This is a genomic window from Massilia pseudoviolaceinigra (genome assembly GCF_030846505.1).
Taxonomy (GTDB): Bacteria; Pseudomonadota; Gammaproteobacteria; order Burkholderiales; family Burkholderiaceae_D; genus Telluria_A; species Telluria_A violaceinigra.
Window position 1 is genome coordinate 1 of record NZ_JAVCWL010000012.1, and the last position, 20,121, is coordinate 20,121.

Annotated in this window: 12 protein-coding genes and 4 tRNA genes; 15 read left to right on the forward strand and 1 reads right to left on the reverse strand. The window is 58.7% G+C overall.

Annotated elements, in window-relative coordinates; translation table 11 throughout:
* Nucleotides 1-283 precede the first annotated feature (283 nt).
* From RBA40_RS13315 to RBA40_RS13380, 14 genes are all read left to right on the forward strand, one after another.
* A tRNA-Tyr gene (locus RBA40_RS13315) sits at nt 284-368 on the forward strand.
* 41 nt (nt 369-409) lie between these two features.
* A tRNA-Gly gene (locus RBA40_RS13320) sits at nt 410-483 on the forward strand.
* 58 nt (nt 484-541) lie between these two features.
* Nucleotides 542-616 (forward strand) — tRNA-Thr (locus RBA40_RS13325).
* 93 nt (nt 617-709) lie between these two features.
* Entirely contained in the window at nt 710-1,915 is a 1,206-nt protein-coding gene (tuf, locus tag RBA40_RS13330; protein WP_099873741.1) for an elongation factor Tu, read from the forward strand.
* Between the two features lie 108 nt (nt 1,916-2,023).
* A tRNA-Trp gene (locus RBA40_RS13335) sits at nt 2,024-2,099 on the forward strand.
* A gap of 34 nt (nt 2,100-2,133) precedes the next feature.
* A complete protein-coding gene (gene secE, locus RBA40_RS13340) occupies nt 2,134-2,520 on the forward strand; it encodes a preprotein translocase subunit SecE (protein ID WP_099873742.1) in 387 nt (128 codons plus the stop codon).
* Between the two features lies 1 nt (nt 2,521).
* A complete protein-coding gene (gene nusG / locus RBA40_RS13345) occupies nt 2,522-3,211 on the forward strand; it encodes a transcription termination/antitermination protein NusG (protein WP_306648342.1) in 690 nt (229 codons plus the stop codon).
* A 173-nt stretch (nt 3,212-3,384) separates the two neighbouring features.
* Nucleotides 3,385-3,816, forward strand: coding sequence for a 50S ribosomal protein L11 (gene rplK / locus RBA40_RS13350; protein WP_054265745.1), 432 nt, complete (start codon nt 3,385-3,387; stop codon nt 3,814-3,816).
* The gene (gene rplA, locus RBA40_RS13355) at nt 3,816-4,511 is read left to right on the forward strand and encodes a 50S ribosomal protein L1 (protein ID WP_054265746.1); all 696 of its coding nucleotides are present in this window, start codon (nt 3,816-3,818) and stop codon (nt 4,509-4,511) included. Before rplK ends, rplA begins: the two co-directional genes overlap by 1 nt.
* 267 nt (nt 4,512-4,778) lie before the next feature.
* Nucleotides 4,779-5,321 carry a 50S ribosomal protein L10 gene (gene rplJ, locus RBA40_RS13360; RefSeq protein WP_306648343.1) on the forward strand — a complete coding sequence of 181 codons (543 nt, stop codon included), beginning with the start codon at nt 4,779-4,781 and terminating at the stop codon, nt 5,319-5,321.
* Between the two features lie 109 nt (nt 5,322-5,430).
* Nucleotides 5,431-5,805 carry a 50S ribosomal protein L7/L12 gene (gene rplL / locus RBA40_RS13365; protein WP_306648344.1) on the forward strand — a complete coding sequence of 125 codons (375 nt, stop codon included), beginning with the start codon at nt 5,431-5,433 and terminating at the stop codon, nt 5,803-5,805.
* A 254-nt stretch (nt 5,806-6,059) separates the two neighbouring features.
* Nucleotides 6,060-10,166, forward strand: a complete 4,107-nt coding sequence (gene rpoB, locus RBA40_RS13370) for a DNA-directed RNA polymerase subunit beta (protein WP_099873745.1) — start codon at nt 6,060-6,062, stop codon at nt 10,164-10,166.
* A 141-nt stretch (nt 10,167-10,307) separates the two neighbouring features.
* The gene (gene rpoC, locus RBA40_RS13375; protein ID WP_099873746.1) at nt 10,308-14,543 is read left to right on the forward strand and encodes a DNA-directed RNA polymerase subunit beta'; all 4,236 of its coding nucleotides are present in this window, start codon (nt 10,308-10,310) and stop codon (nt 14,541-14,543) included.
* 44 nt (nt 14,544-14,587) lie between these two features.
* Nucleotides 14,588-15,814: a hypothetical protein gene (locus tag RBA40_RS13380; RefSeq protein WP_306648345.1), complete on the forward strand. Its 1,227-nt coding sequence runs from the start codon at nt 14,588-14,590 to the stop codon at nt 15,812-15,814.
* Nucleotides 15,815-15,982: 168 nt separating this feature from the next.
* Here the strand turns inward: RBA40_RS13380 and RBA40_RS13385 are convergent, their stop codons facing one another.
* Nucleotides 15,983-16,819, reverse strand: a complete 837-nt coding sequence (locus RBA40_RS13385) for a hypothetical protein (RefSeq protein WP_306648346.1) — start codon at nt 16,817-16,819, stop codon at nt 15,983-15,985.
* Nucleotides 16,820-17,238: 419 nt separating this feature from the next.
* On the opposite strand from RBA40_RS13385, the gene RBA40_RS13390 reads away from it, so the two are divergent.
* Nucleotides 17,239-20,022, forward strand: coding sequence for an exo-rhamnogalacturonan lyase family protein (locus tag RBA40_RS13390; RefSeq protein WP_306648347.1), 2,784 nt, complete (start codon nt 17,239-17,241; stop codon nt 20,020-20,022).
* Nucleotides 20,023-20,121: the final 99 nt, after the last annotated feature.

A 20,121-nucleotide genomic window follows, 5' to 3' on the forward strand; every position in this document is an offset into this window, starting at 1 on the left:
TCATTCCCGCGCCCATACGTCATCCCTACACCCCAACCGTCATTCCCGCCTGTGCGGGAATGACGGCGGCGGCGGCGGCGGGGAAGGGGAAGGAGTGGGGAGAGGGAGGGCCACATAGCCCTCCAAAAAAAGATTTCACATTTTTTCGTCCAGCCCTTGCACATCCCGACTTCTTCCCGTTACAATCACGCCCCGAAGCAAGACGTCAATGAGATAGCAGAAAGCACCCTGCAAATATAATTGACAGTAGATTGATCTTGCTTCATACTCTGCGGTTCCTCGCGGAGGGGTGGCCGAGTGGTTAAAGGCGACAGACTGTAAATCTGTTCTCTATGAGTACGCTGGTTCGAATCCAGCCCCCTCCACCAAGTTGTTGCAGAAGATGTTGTAGTCGGTGAAGTAGTAACTCGCGGGTGTAGCTCAATGGTAGAGCAGAAGCCTTCCAAGCTTACGACGAGGGTTCGATTCCCTTCACCCGCTCCAGTGCTTCATGCAATGCGCGATCGGTGGCAGCAAGATCGCAAAATCGTAATACATAATCGCCCTTTTAGCTCAGTGGTAGAGCACTCCCTTGGTAAGGGAGAGGCCACGTGTTCAATCCACGTAAAGGGCACCAGAATTCAGTGCTTCAGGCATTCGTAACATTCGCAGTATTCAATAGTTAGTCAGGCGCGTGCCTGGTCACACTCAAAATCGTTAGGAGTCTAAAATGGCAAAAGGTAAATTCGAACGGACCAAGCCGCACGTCAACGTCGGTACCATCGGACACGTTGATCACGGCAAGACCACCCTGACGGCAGCTATCGCAACCGTTCTGTCGAAGAAATTCGGCGGCGAAGCAAAAGCATACGACCAGATCGATGCAGCACCAGAAGAAAAAGCGCGCGGCATCACCATCAACACCGCTCACGTCGAGTACGAAACGGCTAACCGCCACTACGCTCACGTTGACTGTCCAGGCCACGCCGATTACATCAAGAACATGATCACCGGCGCAGCACAGATGGACGGCGCGATCCTGGTTTGCTCCGCAGCTGACGGCCCAATGCCGCAGACCCGCGAACACATCCTGCTGGCACGCCAGGTTGGCGTTCCATACATCATCGTGTTCCTGAACAAGTGCGACCTGGTCGACGATGCAGAACTGCTGGAACTGGTTGAAATGGAAGTGCGCGAGCTCTTGTCGAAATACGAGTTCCCAGGCGACGACCTGCCAATCATCAAGGGTTCGGCACGTATGGCCCTCGAAGGCAACACCGGCGAAATGGGCGAAGTGGCGATCATGGCTCTGGCCGACGCACTCGACAGCTACATCCCAACGCCAGAGCGCGCTATCGACGGCGCCTTTCTGATGCCTGTGGAAGACGTGTTCTCGATCTCGGGTCGCGGCACCGTTGTGACCGGCCGTATCGAGCGCGGTGTTGTTAAAGTCGGCGAAGAAATCGAAATCGTCGGCATCTCCGACACCGTCAAGACCACTTGCACCGGCGTGGAAATGTTCCGCAAGCTGCTGGACCAGGGTCAAGCCGGCGACAACGTCGGTCTGCTGCTGCGCGGCACCAAGCGTGAAGACGTACAGCGTGGTCAGGTTCTGGCCAAGCCAAACTCGATCAAGCCGCACAACCACTTCACCGGTGAGATCTACGTCCTGTCGAAAGACGAAGGCGGCCGTCACACCCCGTTCTTCAACAACTATCGTCCACAGTTCTACTTCCGTACCACGGACGTGACTGGTTCGATCGAGTTGCCAGCGGACAAAGAAATGGTTATGCCAGGCGATAACGTGTCGATCACCGTCAAGCTGATCAACCCGATCGCGATGGAAGAAGGCCTGCGTTTCGCAATCCGCGAAGGTGGCCGTACCGTTGGTGCAGGTGTTGTTGCAAAGATTCTCAGCGAAGTAGCTGGTAAGTAATTAGTTAGGGCGAGCCCGGACTCTCCGTCCGGCGCTCCGCCGCAATCAGCAATTTGCCATCAGCGGCCGGACGATGGTATAATTGCTGATTCCACTGAAGTTTTACGTAGGGACGTAGCTCAATTGGCAGAGCGTCGGTCTCCAAAACCGAAGGTTGGGGGTTCGATGCCCTCCGTCCCTGCCACCGTTCTGGTGCAGGGCACCGAAAGTAAAAACGTATGTCTAATCAATCCGTGCAAACCGTCAGCACGTCGAACGACAAGTTTAAAGTCGCGCTGGCAGTGGTTGCCGCGATTGCAGGGGTCGTCGGGTTCTTCTACCTGAAGGGCCAAAGTAAACCAGCTTGGATGTGCGGTTCCGCACTCGCGGCTGGTTTAGTTTTTGCCGTCCTGCTTTTGTGGACCTCGTCCAGTGGCCGTGAGTTCTTGAATTTCGCCAAAGAGTCGGTGCGCGAGACCAAGAAAGTCGTTTGGCCCGCTCCCAAAGAAGCTATGCAGATCACGGGTATCGTGTTTGCGTTTGTGACCGTCATGGCGCTGTTCCTGTGGGGCACGGACAAGATGCTTGAATTTTTGTTGTACGACGTGATCCTGGGTTGGAAATAACATGAGCGAAAATGTGCAAGATGATGCGGCCGGCGAACCTGCGGTCGACGCTCCGGCGGCGGATGCATTGGCGGCCGACGCTTCGGCGGCCGACGCTTCGGAGCCGGGCGTAGAAGCTCCGGCACAAGACGCTGCTGCAGCGCTGAGCGTGCCAGTTAGCAACAAGCGCTGGTACGTTGTGCATGCTTATTCTGGCATGGAAAAAAGTGTCATGCGCGCACTGACCGAGCGCGTCGAGCGCGCCGGTATGCAAGATCAGTTCGGCCGCATCCTGGTGCCGGTCGAAGAAGTCGTTGAAGTCAAGAATGGCCAGAAGTCGGTCACCGAACGTCGTTTCTTCCCAGGCTATGTGCTGGTTGAAATGGAAATGACGGACGAGACCTGGCACCTGGTCAAGAACACCAGCAAGGTCACCGGCTTTATTGGCGGTAAGTCGAACAAGCCGACGCCGATTCCCGCGCGCGAAATCGACAAGATCATGCAGCAGATGCAAGAAGGCATCGAGAAGCCGCGCCCGAAAGTGCTGTACGAAGTGGGCGAGCAAGTGCGTATCAAGGATGGTCCGTTTACCGACTTCAACGGCAACGTCGAAGAAGTCAATTACGAAAAATCCAAAGTGCGCGTCTCGGTTACCATTTTTGGTCGTGCAACGCCTGTCGAACTCGAGTTCGGCCAGGTCGAGAAAGTGTAATCGGCATCAATGCCGATTACATCCTCGCGCCAAGGCGGCACTCGGCGGGAATCCAATTTTTTGTGAAACGCCTAATCGGGGCGTCGCGGTAGTTTAAGCGGAACCCGGTAAGAGGAGCCCTGCCATGATTGTACCGGCGGGGCGCTACTACTCAATCCAAGATAGGAGCCATCATGGCAAAGAAAATCATTGGTTTTATCAAGCTGCAAGTGCCAGCTGGTAAAGCAAACCCATCCCCACCGATTGGCCCAGCACTGGGTCAGCGCGGCCTGAACATCATGGAATTCTGCAAGGCGTTCAACGCCCAGACCCAGGGTCAAGAGCCAGGTATGCCAATCCCAGTCGTGATCACGGCGTTCGCGGACAAGTCCTTCACTTTCGTGATGAAGACGCCTCCAGCAACCTACCTGATCAAGAAGTTCGCCGGCATCACTAAAGGTTCGCCAACGCCACATACCACCAAGGTAGGCAAGCTGACCCGCGCTCAAGCTGAAGAAATCGCTAAAATCAAACAGCCGGATCTGACCGCTGCCGACATGGATGCCGCAGTGCGCATCATCGCCGGTTCCGCTCGTTCGATCGGCATCACGGTGGAGGGTCTGTAATGGCTAAGCTGTCCAAACGCGTTAAAGCAATCAAAGCCAAGGTCGACCGTAACAAGTCCTACGGCTTCGACAATGCAGTCGCTCTGGTGAAAGAATTCGCCACCGCCAAGTTCAACGAATCGATCGACGTATCGGTTCAGCTGGGCGTGGATCCTAAGAAGTCGGATCAAGTCGTGCGCGGCTCCGTCGTTCTGCCAGCAGGCACCGGCAAGACCGTTCGCGTTGCAGTATTTGCAACCGGCGAAAAAGCCGAGCAGGCAAAAGCTGCCGGCGCCGACATCGTTGGTATGGAAGACCTGGCTGAGATGGTTAAAGCCGGCAACATGCCTTTCGATATCGTCATCGCTTCGCCAGATACCATGCGTATCGTTGGTACCCTGGGCCAGATCCTGGGACCACGCGGCCTGATGCCTAACCCGAAAGTCGGCACTGTTACTCCTGACGTCGCTACCGCCGTGAAAAACGCGAAAGCCGGCCAGGTTCAGTATCGTACCGACAAGGCAGGTATCATCCACGCAACGATCGGCCGTAAATCGTTCGCTGACGCTGACCTGAAAGCCAACCTGGTTGCGCTGATCGATGCACTGAACAAGGCTAAGCCAGCCTCGTCGAAAGGTGTTTACCTGCGCAAGGTAGCCCTGTCGTCGACCATGGGCGCCGGCGTTCGCGTCGACCAGGGTTCCCTGGCAGCTTAAGTTTTATAGAATTAAGTCCACGGTGCACACCGTGGCGACTCTTTGGGATGTCCGGGCGCAAGTCAGGGCAGACAATCAAAGACCGTTGGGCTGAAGGCAGCAGGCAGGCCGGAGGTTAATAGATCACCCAACGCAGATGGTGCACCCGAGCAAGTTTTGTTAGTCCCGCTGCGTGAATTCATCCGCTCAGTTGTACTTCTAAACGTCGGACGCCGTTGTTCGAACCGATGCAAGGCATTTGCCGCGCATCATTTTAGGAGGTTGACCGTGGGTCTCAATCTGAATGACAAAAAGGCCGTCGTCGCCGAAGTTTCCGCAAAAGTAGCAACTGCGCAAACGATCGTCGTGGCCGAATATCGTGGCATCCAGGTTGGTCACTTGACGCAACTTCGTGCCAAAGCGCGTACCCAGGGTGTGTACCTGCGTGTTCTGAAGAACACGCTGGCTCGCAAATCCGTTGAAGGTACGCAGTTTGCTAACCTGGCCGACTCGATGGTCGGTCCGCTGATCTACTCGATCTCGGATGATGCCGTTGCAGCAGCTAAAGTCATCGCTGACTTTGCTAAAACCAACGACAAACTGGTTATTACCGCAGGTAACTACGCAGGCAAACAGCTGGATAAAGCAGCTGTTGTCGCGTTGGCAAGCATTCCTAGCCGTGAAGTCCTCATCTCCCAGATCCTGGGTCTGATGCTGACGCCGGTTGCGAGCTTTGCACGTGGTCTGGCTGCCCTGGCAGCGAAAAAAGGCGAAGGCGCCGCTCCTGCAGAAGAAACTGCAGCAGCAGAAGAAGCCCCAGCAGCAGCGTAATCGTTCGCGATTACCCTTGCACTTTTTTAGTCAATACCAATCTATACAACGTATTAGAGGACATTGCCGCACAGCGGTCCTGTCCTCGACAAAATAAATGGAGTTTCAAATGGCAATCAGCAAAGACGACATCCTGGCAGCAGTTGGCGAAATGTCCGTAATGGACCTGAACGACCTGGTCAAGGCATTCGAAGAAAAATTCGGCGTATCGGCAGCTGCAGTTGCAGTCGCTGGCGGCGGCGGCGGTGCAGCAGCTGTTGAAAAAGAAGAGCAGACCGAATTCAACCTGGTTCTGGCTGATTTCGGCGCGAACAAAGTTGGCGTCATTAAAGCTGTTCGCGAAATCACCGGCCTGGGCTTGAAAGAAGCTAAAGACCTGGTCGATGGCGCACCAAAAACGGTTAAAGAAGCGATCTCGAAAGCTGACGCTGAAGCCGGCAAGAAAAAGCTGGAAGAAGCTGGCGCGAAAGCCGAAATCAAGTAATAGCAACAAAGCCTTATTTGGCGTTCAGTTCTGCGCCGGAGTCAAAGCTTGCGGTCCTCCCCCGAAAGGGGGAGGATGCGGCTTTGGCTCTTTTGTCGTCCCTGTCGTATAAGTAACGCTTAAGCAGCACCCTGTAGTATTCGTATTATCTTCTTATCACCTGGCAAAAAGTTCGAGACTTGAGGCCTTTCTAGTGCGCGCCCGGCCCTGGAAATTCCTGAATTCTCATCCTTTCTGTCACTCACGGAGTGTCCATGCACTACTCATTTACTGAGAAGAAACGCATTCGCAAGTCATTCGCGAAGCGCGCCAACGTTCACAACGTTCCCTTCCTTCTGGCTACACAGCTCGAATCCTACGAGAATTTCTTGCAAGCGGATACCATCCCGTCGACCCGCAAGAACGATGGCCTGCAGTCGGCTTTCACCTCGATTTTCCCTATCGTGTCGCACAATGGTTTTGCGCGTCTCGAATTCCTGTCGTATGTCCTGGGTGACCCGGCCTTCGACGTCAAGGAATGCCAACAGCGTGGCCTGACGTTCGCGTCGCCGCTGCGCGCCAAGGTGCGTCTGGTGATTCTGGATAAGGAATCGCCGACCAAGCCTGTGGTTAAGGAAATGAAAGAGCAAGAAGTTTACATGGGCGAATTGCCGCTCATGACGACCACCGGCTCGTTCGTCATCAACGGTACCGAGCGCGTGATCGTCTCGCAGCTGCACCGTTCGCCTGGCGTGTTCTTCGAACACGACCGCGGCAAGACCCACTCGTCGGGCAAGCTGTTGTTCTCGGCACGGATCATTCCTTACCGCGGCTCGTGGCTGGACTTCGAGTTCGATCCGAAGGACATCCTGTTCTTCCGCGTCGACCGCCGCCGCAAGATGCCTGTGACGATCCTGCTGAAGGCTATCGGGATGTCGCACGAACAGATCCTGGCGAACTTCTTCGTATTCGACAATTTCAACCTGCGCTCCGAAGGCGCCGAGATGGAATTCGTCGCCGAACGCCTGCGTGGCGAAGTCGCGCGTTTCGACATTGTGGACAAATCCGGCAAGACCCTGGTGCTGAAAGACAAGCGTATCAACGCCAAGCACGTGCGCGATATCGAAGCGGCCGGCATCAAGCACATTTCCGTGCCTGAAGACTACCTGCTTGGCCGTGTGCTGGCCAAGAACATCGTCGATTCGGACACCGGCGAAGTCATCGCGTCGGCCAACGACGAGCTGACCGAAGACGTCCTGGGCCGCCTGCGCGACGCTTCCGTGAGCGAAATCCAGACCCTGTACACGAACGACCTCGACCAGGGTGGCTACATCTCGCAAACCCTGCGTATCGACGACACCGCCGACCAGATGGCCGCGAAAGTGGCGATCTACCGCATGATGCGCCCAGGCGAGCCGCCAACCGAAGACTCGGTCGAAGCGCTGTTCAACGGCCTGTTCTACAGCCCTGAGCGCTACGACCTGTCGGCCGTCGGCCGCATGAAGTTCAACCGCCGCATCGGCCGCGATGAACTGACTGGCATGATGACCCTGTCGAACGACGACGTCCTGGCTGTGATCAAGATCCTGGTGGAACTGCGCAATGGCCGCGGTGAAGTCGACGATATCGATCACCTGGGTAACCGTCGCGTACGTTGCGTCGGCGAACTGGCGGAGAATCAATTCCGTGCCGGCCTGGTACGCGTTGAGCGCGCCGTCAAGGAACGCCTCGGCCAGGCCGAAGCGGACAACCTGATGCCGCACGACCTGATCAACTCGAAGCCGATTTCGGCCGCGATTCGCGAGTTCTTCGGTTCGTCCCAGCTGTCGCAGTTTATGGACCAGACCAACCCGCTGTCGGAAATCACCCACAAGCGCCGCGTTTCCGCGCTCGGACCTGGTGGTCTGACCCGCGAACGTGCCGGCTTCGAAGTGCGCGACGTGCACCCGACCCACTACGGCCGCGTGTGCCCGATCGAAACGCCAGAGGGCCCGAACATTGGTCTGATCAACTCGCTGGCACTGTTTGCCCGCCTGAACGAATACGGCTTCCTCGAGACGCCGTACCGCAAGGTCGAAAACAGCATGGTCACCGACAAGATCGACTATCTGTCCGCGATCGAAGAAGGCCGCTACATCATCGCCCAGGCGAATGCGACCATCTCGAAAGAGGGTACCTTGTCCGATGAACTGGTTTCCGCACGTGAAGCCGGCGAAACGATCCTGGTCTCGCCAGAGCGCATCCAGTACATGGACGTCGCCCCTGGCCAGATCGTCTCGGTCGCAGCGTCCCTGATCCCGTTCCTCGAACACGATGATGCGAACCGCGCATTGATGGGTGCCAACATGCAGCGCCAGGCCGTTCCTTGCCTGCGCCCTGAAAAAGCCTTCGTCGGTACCGGTATCGAACGCACCGTGGCAGTCGACTCCGGCACCACCGTGCAAGCGCTGCGTGGCGGCGTGGTCGATTACATCGATGCGGGCCGTGTCGTGATTCGCGTCAACGACGACGAAGCACTGGCGGGCGAAGTCGGCGTGGATATCTACAACCTGATCAAGTACACCCGTTCCAACCAGAACACCAACATCAACCAGCGTCCGATCGTGCAAGTGGGCGACCGTGTCGCCAAGCGCGACGTGATCGCCGATGGCGCCTCGACCGATCTGGGCGAACTGGCTCTGGGTCAGAACATGCTCGTGGCATTTATGCCATGGAACGGTCTGAACTTCGAGGATTCGATCCTGATCTCGGAAAACGTCGTGAAAGACGACCGCTACACCTCGATTCACATCGAAGAGTTGTCGGTTGTGGCACGCGATACCAAGCTGGGCGCCGAAGAAATCACGCGCGACATCTCGAACCTGGCGGAAAACCAGCTGGCTCGTCTGGATGAGTCCGGCATCGTCTACATCGGTGCGGAAGTGCAGGCTGGCGACACCCTGGTCGGTAAAGTGACGCCAAAAGGCGAAACCCAGCTGACCCCGGAAGAAAAGCTGCTGCGCGCGATTTTCGGCGAGAAAGCATCTGACGTCAAAGACACCTCGCTGCGCGTGCCTTCGGGCATGGTCGGCACCGTGATCGACGTGCAAGTGTTTACCCGTGAAGGCATCGTCCGCGACAAGCGCGCCCAGCAGATCATCGATGATGAACTCAAGCGTTTCCGCCTCGACCTGAACGACCAGATGCGTATTGTGGAAGGCGATGCCTTCCAGCGTCTGGAAAAAATGCTGATCAACAAAGTTGTCAACGGCGGCCCTAAAAAGCTGGCCAAGGGCGCGAAGATCACCAAAGAGTACCTCGACGACCTCGACAAGTACCACTGGTTCGATATCCGTCCAGCTGACGACGATGCCGCCACTGCCCTCGAAGCGATCAAGGAATCGATCGCCGAGAAGCGTCACCAGTTCGACCTAGCCTTCGAAGAGAAGCGCAAGAAGTTGACCCAGGGTGATGAGCTGCAACCTGGCGTGCAAAAGATGGTCAAAGTGTACCTGGCCGTCAAGCGCCGCCTGCAGTCGGGCGACAAGATGGCCGGCCGTCACGGTAACAAGGGTGTGGTTTCCCGTATCGTGCCAGTCGAAGACATGCCGTACATGGCGGACGGTACCCCGGCCGACATCGTGCTGAACCCGCTGGGCGTTCCGTCGCGGATGAACGTCGGTCAGATTCTCGAGACCCACTTGGGTTGGGCAGCCAAGGGCCTCGGCCTGCGCATCGGCGAAATGCTGAAAGCGCAAGCCAAGGTCCAGGAAATGCGCAAGTTCCTGAACCTGATCTACAACGAAACCGGCAAGACGGAAGACCTGGACAACTTCAGCGACGACGAGATCATGACCCTGGCGCAAAACCTGAAGAACGGCGTGCCTTTCGCGACGCCAGTGTTCGACGGTGCGCACGAGTCGGAAATCCATCGCATGCTGGACCTGGCGTATCCTGACCATATCGCGACCAAACTCGGCATGACACCGTCGAAGAACCAGGTCACGATGTACGACGGCCGCACCGGCGAATCGTTCGAGCGCAAGGTAACTGTTGGCTACATGCACGTACTGAAGCTGCACCACTTGGTCGACGACAAGATGCACGCGCGTTCGACCGGTCCTTACTCGCTCGTTACGCAGCAGCCACTGGGCGGTAAAGCCCAGTTCGGTGGCCAGCGTTTCGGTGAGATGGAAGTCTGGGCACTGGAAGCGTACGGCGCATCGTATGTGCTGCAAGAAATGCTGACCGTCAAGTCGGATGACGTGAACGGCCGTACCAAAGTGTACGAAAACCTGGTCAAAGGCGACCATGTGATCGACGCGGGTATGCCGGAATCGTTCAACGTGCTGGTGAAAGAGATTCGTTCGCTGGGTATCGATATCGACCTCGAGCGTAACTGATAGCGCCACCTCGTCGTCCCCGCGCAGGCGGGGATCCATAGCACCTCGGATCTGCCGTGCTATGGACCCCCGCCTTCGCGGGGGCGACGGCGCAACGCATTGGTGGATGTAATATAGAAGTTCCATCACCTGGAGTGATACATGAAAGCACTGCTCGATCTATTCAAGCAAGTTCAGCAAAACGAAACGTTCGACGCGATCAAGATTGGTCTGGCGTCGCCTGAAAAAATCCGTTCGTGGTCCTACGGCGAAGTAAAAAAGCCGGAAACCATCAACTACCGTACCTTCAAGCCAGAACGCGACGGTCTGTTCTGCGCCAAGATTTTTGGTCCTATCAAGGATTACGAGTGCCTGTGCGGCAAGTACAAGCGCTTGAAACACCGCGGTGTGATCTGCGAAAAGTGCGGCGTCGAAGTCACCTTGGCCAAGGTGCGCCGTGAGCGCATGGGCCACATCGAGCTCGCTTCGCCAACCGCGCACATCTGGTTCCTGAAGTCGCTGCCGTCGCGTCTGGGCATGGTCCTGGACATGACGTTGCGCGATATCGAACGCGTGCTGTACTTCGAAGCATATGTGGTCACCGATCCAGGCATGACCCCGCTGAAGAAGTGCCAGATCATGTCGGAAGACGACTACGCCGCCAAGTACGAAGAGTACGGCGACGACTTCACCGCCTTCATGGGCGCCGAAGGTATCCGTGAACTGCTGCGTTCGATCGACATCCATCGCGATGCCGAAGCCCTGCGCGTGGAACTGAAGGAATCGAAGTCCGAAGCGAAGATCAAGAAATACGCCAAGCGCCTCAAAGTGCTCGAGGCATTCCAGCGTTCGGGCATCAAGCCGGACTGGATGATCATGGAAGTGCTGCCAGTGCTGCCGCCGGAACTGCGTCCGCTGGTACCGCTCGACGGCGGCCGCTTTGCGACCTCCGACCTGAACGACCTGTATCGCCGCGTTATCAACCGTAATAACCGCCTGAAGCGCCTGATGGAATTGCGCGCTCCGGAAATCATTACGCGTAACGAAAAGCGCATGCTGCAAGAAGCGGTCGATTCGCTGCTGGATAACGGCCGTCGCGGTAAAGCGATGACGGGCGCGAACAAGCGTCCGCTGAAGTCGCTCGCTGAAATGATCAAGGGTAAAGGCGGCCGTTTCCGTCAGAACTTGCTGGGCAAGCGCGTCGACTATTCGGGCCGTTCGGTCATCGTGGTCGGTCCTCAGCTCAAACTGCACCAGTGCGGCTTGCCGAAACTGATGGCCCTGGAACTGTTCAAGCCATTCATTTTCAACAAGCTCGAACTGATGGGTCTGGCAACGACGATCAAGGCCGCCAAAAAGCTGGTCGAGATCCAGGAACCGGTCGTGTGGGACATCCTGGAAGACGTGATCCGCGAACACCCGGTCATGCTCAACCGTGCGCCTACGCTTCACCGTCTGGGTATCCAGGCGTTCGAGCCAGTCCTGATTGAAGGCAAGGCCATCCAGCTGCACCCACTCGTCTGCGCGGCGTTCAACGCCGACTTCGACGGTGACCAGATGGCGGTCCACGTTCCACTGTCGATCGAAGCGCAGATGGAAGCGCGTACCTTGATGCTGGCGTCGAACAACATCCTGTTCCCGTCGAACGGCGAACCGTCGATCGTGCCGTCCCAGGATATCGTGCTCGGTCTGTACTACGCGACGCGTGAAGCGATCAACGCCAAGAACGAAGGTATGCTGTTTACCGACGTCTCGGAAGTGATCCGCGCCTACGACAACAAGGAAGTCGAACTGACGACCCGCATTACCGTGCGTATCGTCGAGAACCCGAAGGATGCCGAGACCGGCGAATTCGTGCGCACCGTCACGCGCTACGAAACCACGGTCGGCCGTGCGATCCTGTCCGAAATCCTGCCGAAGGGCTTGCCGTTCTCCGTACTGAACCGCGCCCTGAAGAAGAAAGAGATTTCGAAGCTGATCAACACGTCGTTCCGCAAGTGCGGCCTGCGTGCCACCGTCGTGTTCGCCGACAAGCTGATGCAGTCCGGTTTCCGTCTCGCGACGCGCGCCGGTATCTCGATCTGCGTCGACGACATGCTGGTACCACCACAAAAAGTGACCCTGATTTCCGCTGCAGAGCAGGAAGTCAAGCAGATCGAGCAGCAGTACGCTTCCGGTCTGGTCACCGCGGGCGAGCGTTACAACAAGGTCGTCGACATCTGGGGCAAGACCTCGGACGAAGTCGGCAAGGCGATGATGGACCAGTTGAAAGTAGAAGATGTCGTCAAGCGCGACGGAACGAAATCAACCCAGGAATCGTTCAACGCGATTTACATGATGGCCGACTCGGGCGCGCGCGGTTCGGCAGCCCAGATTCGCCAGTTGGCTGGTATGCGAGGCCTGATGGCCAAGCCGGATGGTTCGATTATCGAAACGCCGATTACCGCGAACTTCCGCGAAGGTCTGAACGTGTTGCAGTACTTCATTTCGACCCACGGCGCTCGTAAAGGTCTGGCCGATACGGCACTGAAAACGGCGAACTCGGGTTACCTGACCCGCCGTCTGGTCGACGTGACCCAGGATCTGGTTGTGATCGAGGACGATTGCGGCACCACCAACGGCGCGCTGATGAAGGCGATGGTCGAAGGCGGTGAAGTGATCGAGCCGCTGCGCGACCGTATCCTCGGCCGTGTCAACGTGCATGACGTCGTCAATCCTGAAACCCAGGAAACGCTGTACGAAGCTGGCACCCTGCTCGACGAAGACATGGTCGAAGAAATCGAACGCCTGTCGATCGACGAAGTCAAGGTTCGCACGCCACTCACTTGCGACACGCGCTTCGGCCTGTGCGCCAAGTGCTATGGCCGCGACCTGGGCCGCGGCATGCTGGTCAACGCCGGCGAAGCGGTTGGTGTGGTCGCTGCGCAGTCGATTGGTGAGCCGGGTACCCAGCTGACCATGCGTACCTTCCACATCGGTGGTGCGGCATCGCGTGCGGCAGTGGCCTCGTCGGTGGAAGCGAAGTCGAACGGTACCATCCGTTTCACCGCGACCATGCGTTACGTTACCAATGGCAAGGGCGCCCAGATCGTCATTTCCCGTTCCGGCGAAGTGCTGATCACGGACGACCACGGCCGTGAGCGCGAGCGTCATAAAGTGCCGTACGGCGCGACCCTGATTGTCAAGGATGGCATGGTCATCAAGGCCGGTACGGCCCTGGCGACCTGGGATCCGCTGACCCGTCCGATCATTACCGAGTACGCCGGTACCGTTCGCTTCGAGAACGTCGAAGAAGGCGTCACCGTTGCACGTCAGGTCGATGATGTGACCGGTCTGGCAACCCTGGTGGCGATCGATGCGAAGCGTCGCGGTTCCCTGACCAAAACGCTGCGTCCGCAAGTCAAGCTGCTCAACGACGTCAACGAAGAAGTCAAGATTGCCGGTACCGAACACTCGGTGGCGATCGGCTTCCAGGTCGGCGCGCTGATCATGGTCAAGGACGGTCAATCGGTATCGGTCGGCGAAGTGCTGGCACGTATTCCGACGGAATCGCAAAAAACGCGCGACATTACCGGTGGTCTGCCACGGGTTGCCGAGCTGTTCGAAGCGCGTTCGCCGAAAGACGCCGGCATGCTGGCGGAAGTCACGGGTACGGTTGCGTTTGGTAAAGAAACCAAGGGCAAGCAGCGTCTGGAAATCACGGACATGGACGGCAACAAGCACGAGTTCCTGATCACCAAGGACAAGCAAGTGCTGGTACACGACGGCCAGGTAGTGAACAAGGGCGAGATGATCGTGGACGGCCCGGCCGATCCGCAAGACATCCTGCGTCTGCTGGGTATCGAAGCGCTGGCGCGTTACATCGTCGACGAAGTGCAGGACGTGTACCGTCTGCAGGGCGTGAAGATTAACGACAAGCACATCGAAGTGATCGTGCGCCAGATGCTGCGCCGCGTGCAGATCGTGGAAGCGGGCGATGCGAACTACATCGTCGGCGAACAGGTCGAGCGTTCGGAGCTGCTGGACGAAAACGATCGCGTGATCGCCGCCGGCAAGATCCCTGCAACGTACGAAAACGTACTGCTGGGTATTACCAAGGCATCCTTGTCGACCGATTCGTTCATCTCGGCTGCATCGTTCCAGGAAACCACCCGCGTGCTGACGGAAGCGGCGATCATGGGCAAGCGCGATTCGCTGCGCGGCCTGAAAGAGAACGTCATCGTCGGCCGCCTGATTCCTGGCGGTACCGGTCTGGCATTCCACCGCGCCAAGAAGGAAAAAGAGGCGTGGGAAGTGGAAGAGCGCAAGGCGCTGCTCGATGCCGAGAAGGCCAACATGGCCACCGAACTGCAAGCCATGGAAGACAACACTGCGGCACAGCACAGCGACGAAGCGTAATCTAGCTTAGACGCACACGAAAACGGCACCGAGGAGCAATCCCGGTGCCGTTTTTTACATCCATCCTCCTTCCTGCTAACGTGACGATCATTCATTTCATATTCGCCGTGCTGGTCAGCCTGAATCTGTACACCATCTGGCGCGTGCGGCGCAGCAACCTTTCCCGCTTTCAGCAGAACATGGTCATCGCCGTGATCTGGATTACCCCCTTTATCGGTTTGTTCGTGGCCTGGCTGGAAATGCGCGTACGCCGCGAGCGCGGAGTGGCAAGCGAGGAAGCATTGCCGAATCTGCTCACTGCCGCGGCGCCAGAGGTGCTGGCGCGTTCGGGCTTGCCGGTATTTGATGTGCGGGCGCATCTGGCCGCCGTTGACGGCGTGCCCCTGCTCGACTGGCCTGCGCTGGTCCGCTGGGCTTCTCAAGCCCCGCAGCCGGCCGATGTGCGCGGCGCCAACGCCGCCGGAAAGCGTGCCTGGCTGCTGCACCTGCGCGACGCCTGTGGCGATCATTTCCAGTTGCACGAGTTCGAACACGCCTACCTGCTGTCATCGATGGAAAACCGGGTCGTTCGCGCCACGGCCGGGTATATCAGCACCACGCGCACGCGCATCCGCAGCGTGCTGGACGGCATTGCCCGATTCGACGAGGACGAAAAAAGCGTGTTGTTCGTCACGGATAGCCTGGAATCATATTATCAATATATCCTGTGCTATTACCCGGACGGCGGGCACTTCGCGGCCAGTGGCGGTGTGTTCGTGAATGCCGGCTGCGCGCATTTCGTCGTCCCCAGCGGCGACCTGGCGGCCATTGAACCCATCATCGCCCATGAATTGACGCACAGCGCCCTGGCCCATCTGGCACTTCCGACCTGGTTGGACGAAGGGCTTGCGGTCAATACCGAGCGGCGCCTATGCCCCTTGCCGGCAGCGCCCGACGAGGGCAGGGAATTGAAAGAGAGACTGCTGGCGTTCTGGGGGACAGCGGAAATTCAACAGTTTTGGTCGGGCCAGTCCTTCCTTCGTCCGGATGAGGGCAACCTGCTTTCATACGAGCTGGCGCGCATTATTGTCGAGCATCTTGCGCGCGACTGGACTTCCTTCAGCGCCTTCGTCAACAATGCGCGCCGCGCCGCGCCGCGCCGATGCTGGAAGCGCAGCGGCACGTCAACATCTTGGCGTCGAGTTGGGTGCGCTGGTCAGTGCGCTGCTCGACCGGGCACCTTGTGCGGATTGGGAGCCGGCACCGGCGCTGTGATGCGCGGATCCGGCTGAAGCAGCACGCCGGTCGGAGAGAGCAAGATCGATTGCGGCAGCATCGATACAACCGGCAAGGACGCCACGGCCTTTTCAAGTGGGGATTGCAACCGTCACTGACGATCTCATTGCACAGCGCGAGGCCAAGGTGCGGGCGTTGGCCGCGCGCCGACGGTGATTGCGCACTTACTCAAGCCAGTCGCGCGACCATTGGCGCTGCGTCCTCACAGCACGGACTTGGCCCGTCCGTCCCACAAGCTCCCCCAATTTCCTCAAGTTGCCCAACGCCTGCGTTGCCGTTGAATCCGGCCTGCCCAGCGCGTCTTCGACCGCTTGCAACCCCAACTCTTCCGCGAGCCGGCAAGCTTGCACACCTGCGGCCAGGCGTTCTTCCTTGCGGGCGAAATCGATGAAGCGCAGGCGGTCGTGTTTGCCGAAATAGGCAAACCGGATCACCGGACGCTTGGCCAGCCAGGCAATCAGAGGCCAGTCGAAGCTGGCGAAGGCTTCCTCCACGCCGGGTACGACAATCTGGTCCTGCTCCCACGCGATCAGGGCGTGAAATAACTGTTCGCGCTTGTGGCGCGGATACGCGGTACCGGCCTCGCAGGACGCATGGCAGTCGATCAGCAAATCGGTGAAACGGTCACCGATCACCGAGCGGATGAAGGCGCTGCCGCCATGCTGTCTGGTGTAGTAGAAAATGGCGTACGATTCGGCGCAGACTTGGCGGTTGATGCTGCGAAAGCGGTCCACAAACGCGGCAACCGCCGCAAGCTTCCGAGCGCGCATGTCGGGCATGCACAGCCACGGCAGCGAGGCGATGCGCGCGCCGAGCATTCCCAGCTTGAAATAGCCCGACGCCCACAAGGTGCCGTGCGCTGCGATCAACGCGAATGTCAGGCGCTTGCCGGAATCCTGATAAACGCGCTGGTACAGCCTGACGCGCCGCGGCAGATCGTTCGCGTGGCCCGCCAGCGCATAGCCTTCGGTCCTGAAATTCTCGTACGCTGCTGCTGTCATCGTGTCCTCGCCTGCTGATAAGTTTGCCGTACTCATCTATATGCAAGCGCCATGCCACTCGCGCGACCATCTCAAGTACCTGATTTTTAAGACATTCATGACAGTAGCCGTGCCATGTCTGTCAACTTCGTGTACAGCAAACAGCCGACGGGTATCAACTACGCTTACACCAACCCGAGGATCTCACCTCGCGATGCCCGCCAATCGAGGGATGGATTTGCCGACACGGCACTGCACTTGCGATCCCGAGGTCAGGCAGTATGCCGGGACTCACATTGCCAATAAAAAATTGCTATTTTGTATACTCGTAAATACAATGATCACTGCCTATGTGCCCACAACGATGCTGATCCATGTCATCTCGGGCCCCCGATTCTCGCCGCTTGTTCCTCAAGGAACAGTATTTCAGGAGGTCCCGAATGCCATACCGATCACTTCGCCAACGCGTCCATGCGCTGTCGGCCCAACCCTCCGCCATTGCCGCTGTGCTGATGCTGGCCTGTGCCCCCCATTTCGCTGTTGCTGCCGGGCCCTTTCCCGGCGCCGCCGACCGCTATCTTCCGCTGACCTTGAATGCAGGACCGGCGGCATCGTCGGTACCGCTGCATACCGGCATTCCCTTTCCCATCGGCACCTTGAAATCGGTGGCCAACCTACGCTTAGACACTGGCGATGGCAGCAGGGAAATTGATGCCCAGTTCGACGCGCTCGCCACCTGGCCGGACGGCTCGGTCAAGGTCGCCTTGTTGAACGTGGTAGCCGATGTCGGCAGTGCCACCAGCTTTCGCGTCGCCTACGGTCCGGGCGTGAGCCGCAAGCCGCTGGTGCGTCCGCTGTCCGTTACCGGCGCCGCGGGCGCCGACCTCACGGTGGACACCGGCCCGCTGAAATTCGTGCTCAACCGGCAGGGAATGATCGGCGCCCTGTGGCGCGACGCCGATGGCAACGGCCGCTTCGACAGCGATGAACAAGTCATCGATAGCGGCGACCTCGTCATGCTCAATGCCTTCGACAACCGTGACTACACGGCGTCCGGTGCGCGCGATGCCGTCGTCAGCGTCGAGGAAATCGGTCCTGTGCGCGTGGTGCTGAAGGCCCAGGGATCGCTGACGGACGCCAGCGGCACGGTCCTGATGAAATACCTGGTGCGCTATTACGCCAGCCGCGGTTCCGACAAGGTCGACATCGAAACCACGGTCATCGACGACCGCCTCGAACCGAACGTCGAGCTGCGCGCACCGGCCCTGGCGATCGCGGCGAAAGCGCTGCGCATGCGCTGGAATTACCGCTCGGACAGCGCCGCCAGCTACCGTTTTGGCGGCGACAATGGCAGCGTCTATGCGGGCACGGTGCGTGGCGAACACTATCTTTCGCAAACCGGCAAGTTCACGGCAAGGACCGATGCCACAAGCGAACTGAAAAACTCCTACGAATTCGGCTACAGCGGCGTCGGCAGCGGATCGAAGGCGCCCGGCTGGGTTGCCGTCGATACCGGCAAGCGCCACATGATGCTCATGGTCAGGGACTTCTGGCAGCAGTTTCCCAATGAACTTAACATTAACGGCAACGTGATCACTGCCGCCCTGTTCCCCGAACGCTCGGTCGGCGCAGCGGCCGATCTGGCCATGCCCGCCCAGTCGGGCGGCGTCTACAAGCGGCCGAACACCCTGTATTTCCACCGCCAGGGCGGGGCCAAGACTTACCAGCTACGCCTGGCGTTCGGCAATGCCGTCGCAGCCAGCCCGGCACTGGCCAGCATGAACGACAGCTACCAGCGCCACAGCTTCGACCTGCTGGCCGAGCGCGCGTGGTATGCGCAATCCCGTGTCTTCGGCGAGATCGACGTCGGCGCCCCAGCCACCGCCACGACCGGCTACGATGCCAGCCTGATGCGCGATATCTACCTGCCGAGTTTCAATCATCCGCCCGAGGCCGGCAAGGTCGGCAACAGTTACGGCTGGCACGATTTCGGCGCCCGCCGGCGTCCCGGCTGGACCCGCGTGGAAAACGGCGTGCGCATCCCCGGCTTTTACAACGATACGCATGTCGGCTCGAACAACTTCTTCAAGCAATTCCTGCGCACGGGCGACCAGCGCTGGTTTGGCTTGGCCGACATCGCAACCCGCAATTTCATGGACATCGGCGTGCATCACGGCCCGCGTTCAGGGTATTGGAACGGCCACATGGGCGGCAGGCAGCAACCGGCCGGCGAGCTCAATTCCGAAATGCACGATACTGCGGACACGGACGGTCGCAGCCTCCATTGGGGGCATGCCCATGTCAGCGGCCTGAGCGATCTGTACTTGCTCACTGGCGACAAGCGTGCCCGCGACGTGCTGGAAGAAATCGCCGGGTGGTGGAAGGTTGTCACGCCGCATTTCTTCAAGCTGCCCTTCAGCGCCGGCATCGAATACAGCCTCCCCGGCAAGGCCGGCAACTATAAGCCTGCGCTGTACCGCGAAGCGGAGCGCGATTTCGGCTGGCCGCTGTACGTGATGAACGAATATGTGCGCGTCACCGGCAACAGCGACTACCATCGCAGCGTCTCGGCCCATCTTGCCAATTATCTGGTCCAGCGGTGGCAGACACCCTTGTGGCACATTGGCTTCAATCCCGCGACCGGCGTTGCCTCGAACGCGGTGATCGGCCTGAACGATGCCCGCAACGGCACCGGTTACTGGACGATGAGCAAGATGGACAATCACGAAGGCGCGATCGCCACCGGCACCAATCCGTGGATGGCGGGCGCATTGATCAGCAGCGTGATCCAGTTCTACGAACAGGACAAGCAGTTCGCCGCGGTGGGAAAAGCATCGGGCGTGCGGCACGACCAGCTGAAGGACATGCTGTTCCAGGGGTTGAACTATGTCGTCAAGCACGGCTACGACAAGACGAACCAAGCCTTCTACTATTCCGAGATGCGGCGCGTTCCACGCAGCGGCGGCGCCGACCACGACCACCATATCGTGTACGGGCTGGCGTATCTGGACAGGCTGTACAAGCAGGAGCTGGCCGCAGGGCGCATCGCCCATCCGCAATGGTACGACACCCAGCCGCAGTGGGGCACCCTGGCCACGCGTACCTACCAGCAGCTCAAGAACAAGCCGGCCGGGAAGGGCAGCCAATCCTCGGGATTCTACGGCTATGAGATGATTTATCCGGTGGACTTCTTTCAAATCATGGGAGGCAGCGCCACGCAGTAAGCTTGTCTGCAAGCGCTTGCGGCGGAAGGCGTGCGGATTTTCGGTATGATGAAGGTATGGCGTCGGAGGCGACGCGAACCATGGAAACGTCAGGAGCCC

Excerpts from the sequence above, each read along its gene's own strand:
- tuf (WP_099873741.1), top strand. The coding sequence starts at position 710 with ATGGCAAAAGGTAAATTCGAACGGACCAAGCCGCACGTCAACGTCGGT.
- secE (WP_099873742.1), top strand. The coding sequence starts at position 2,134 with ATGTCTAATCAATCCGTGCAAACCGTCAGCACGTCGAACGACAAGTTT.
- nusG (WP_306648342.1), top strand. The coding sequence starts at position 2,522 with ATGAGCGAAAATGTGCAAGATGATGCGGCCGGCGAACCTGCGGTCGAC.
- rplK (WP_054265745.1), top strand. The coding sequence starts at position 3,385 with ATGGCAAAGAAAATCATTGGTTTTATCAAGCTGCAAGTGCCAGCTGGT.
- rplA (WP_054265746.1), top strand. The coding sequence starts at position 3,816 with ATGGCTAAGCTGTCCAAACGCGTTAAAGCAATCAAAGCCAAGGTCGAC.
- rplL (WP_306648344.1), top strand. The coding sequence starts at position 5,431 with ATGGCAATCAGCAAAGACGACATCCTGGCAGCAGTTGGCGAAATGTCC.
- rpoB (WP_099873745.1), top strand. The coding sequence starts at position 6,060 with ATGCACTACTCATTTACTGAGAAGAAACGCATTCGCAAGTCATTCGCG.
- rpoC (WP_099873746.1), top strand. The coding sequence starts at position 10,308 with ATGAAAGCACTGCTCGATCTATTCAAGCAAGTTCAGCAAAACGAAACG.
- RBA40_RS13385 (WP_306648346.1), bottom strand. The coding sequence starts at position 16,819 with ATGACAGCAGCAGCGTACGAGAATTTCAGGACCGAAGGCTATGCGCTG.
- RBA40_RS13390 (WP_306648347.1), top strand. The coding sequence starts at position 17,239 with ATGCCATACCGATCACTTCGCCAACGCGTCCATGCGCTGTCGGCCCAA.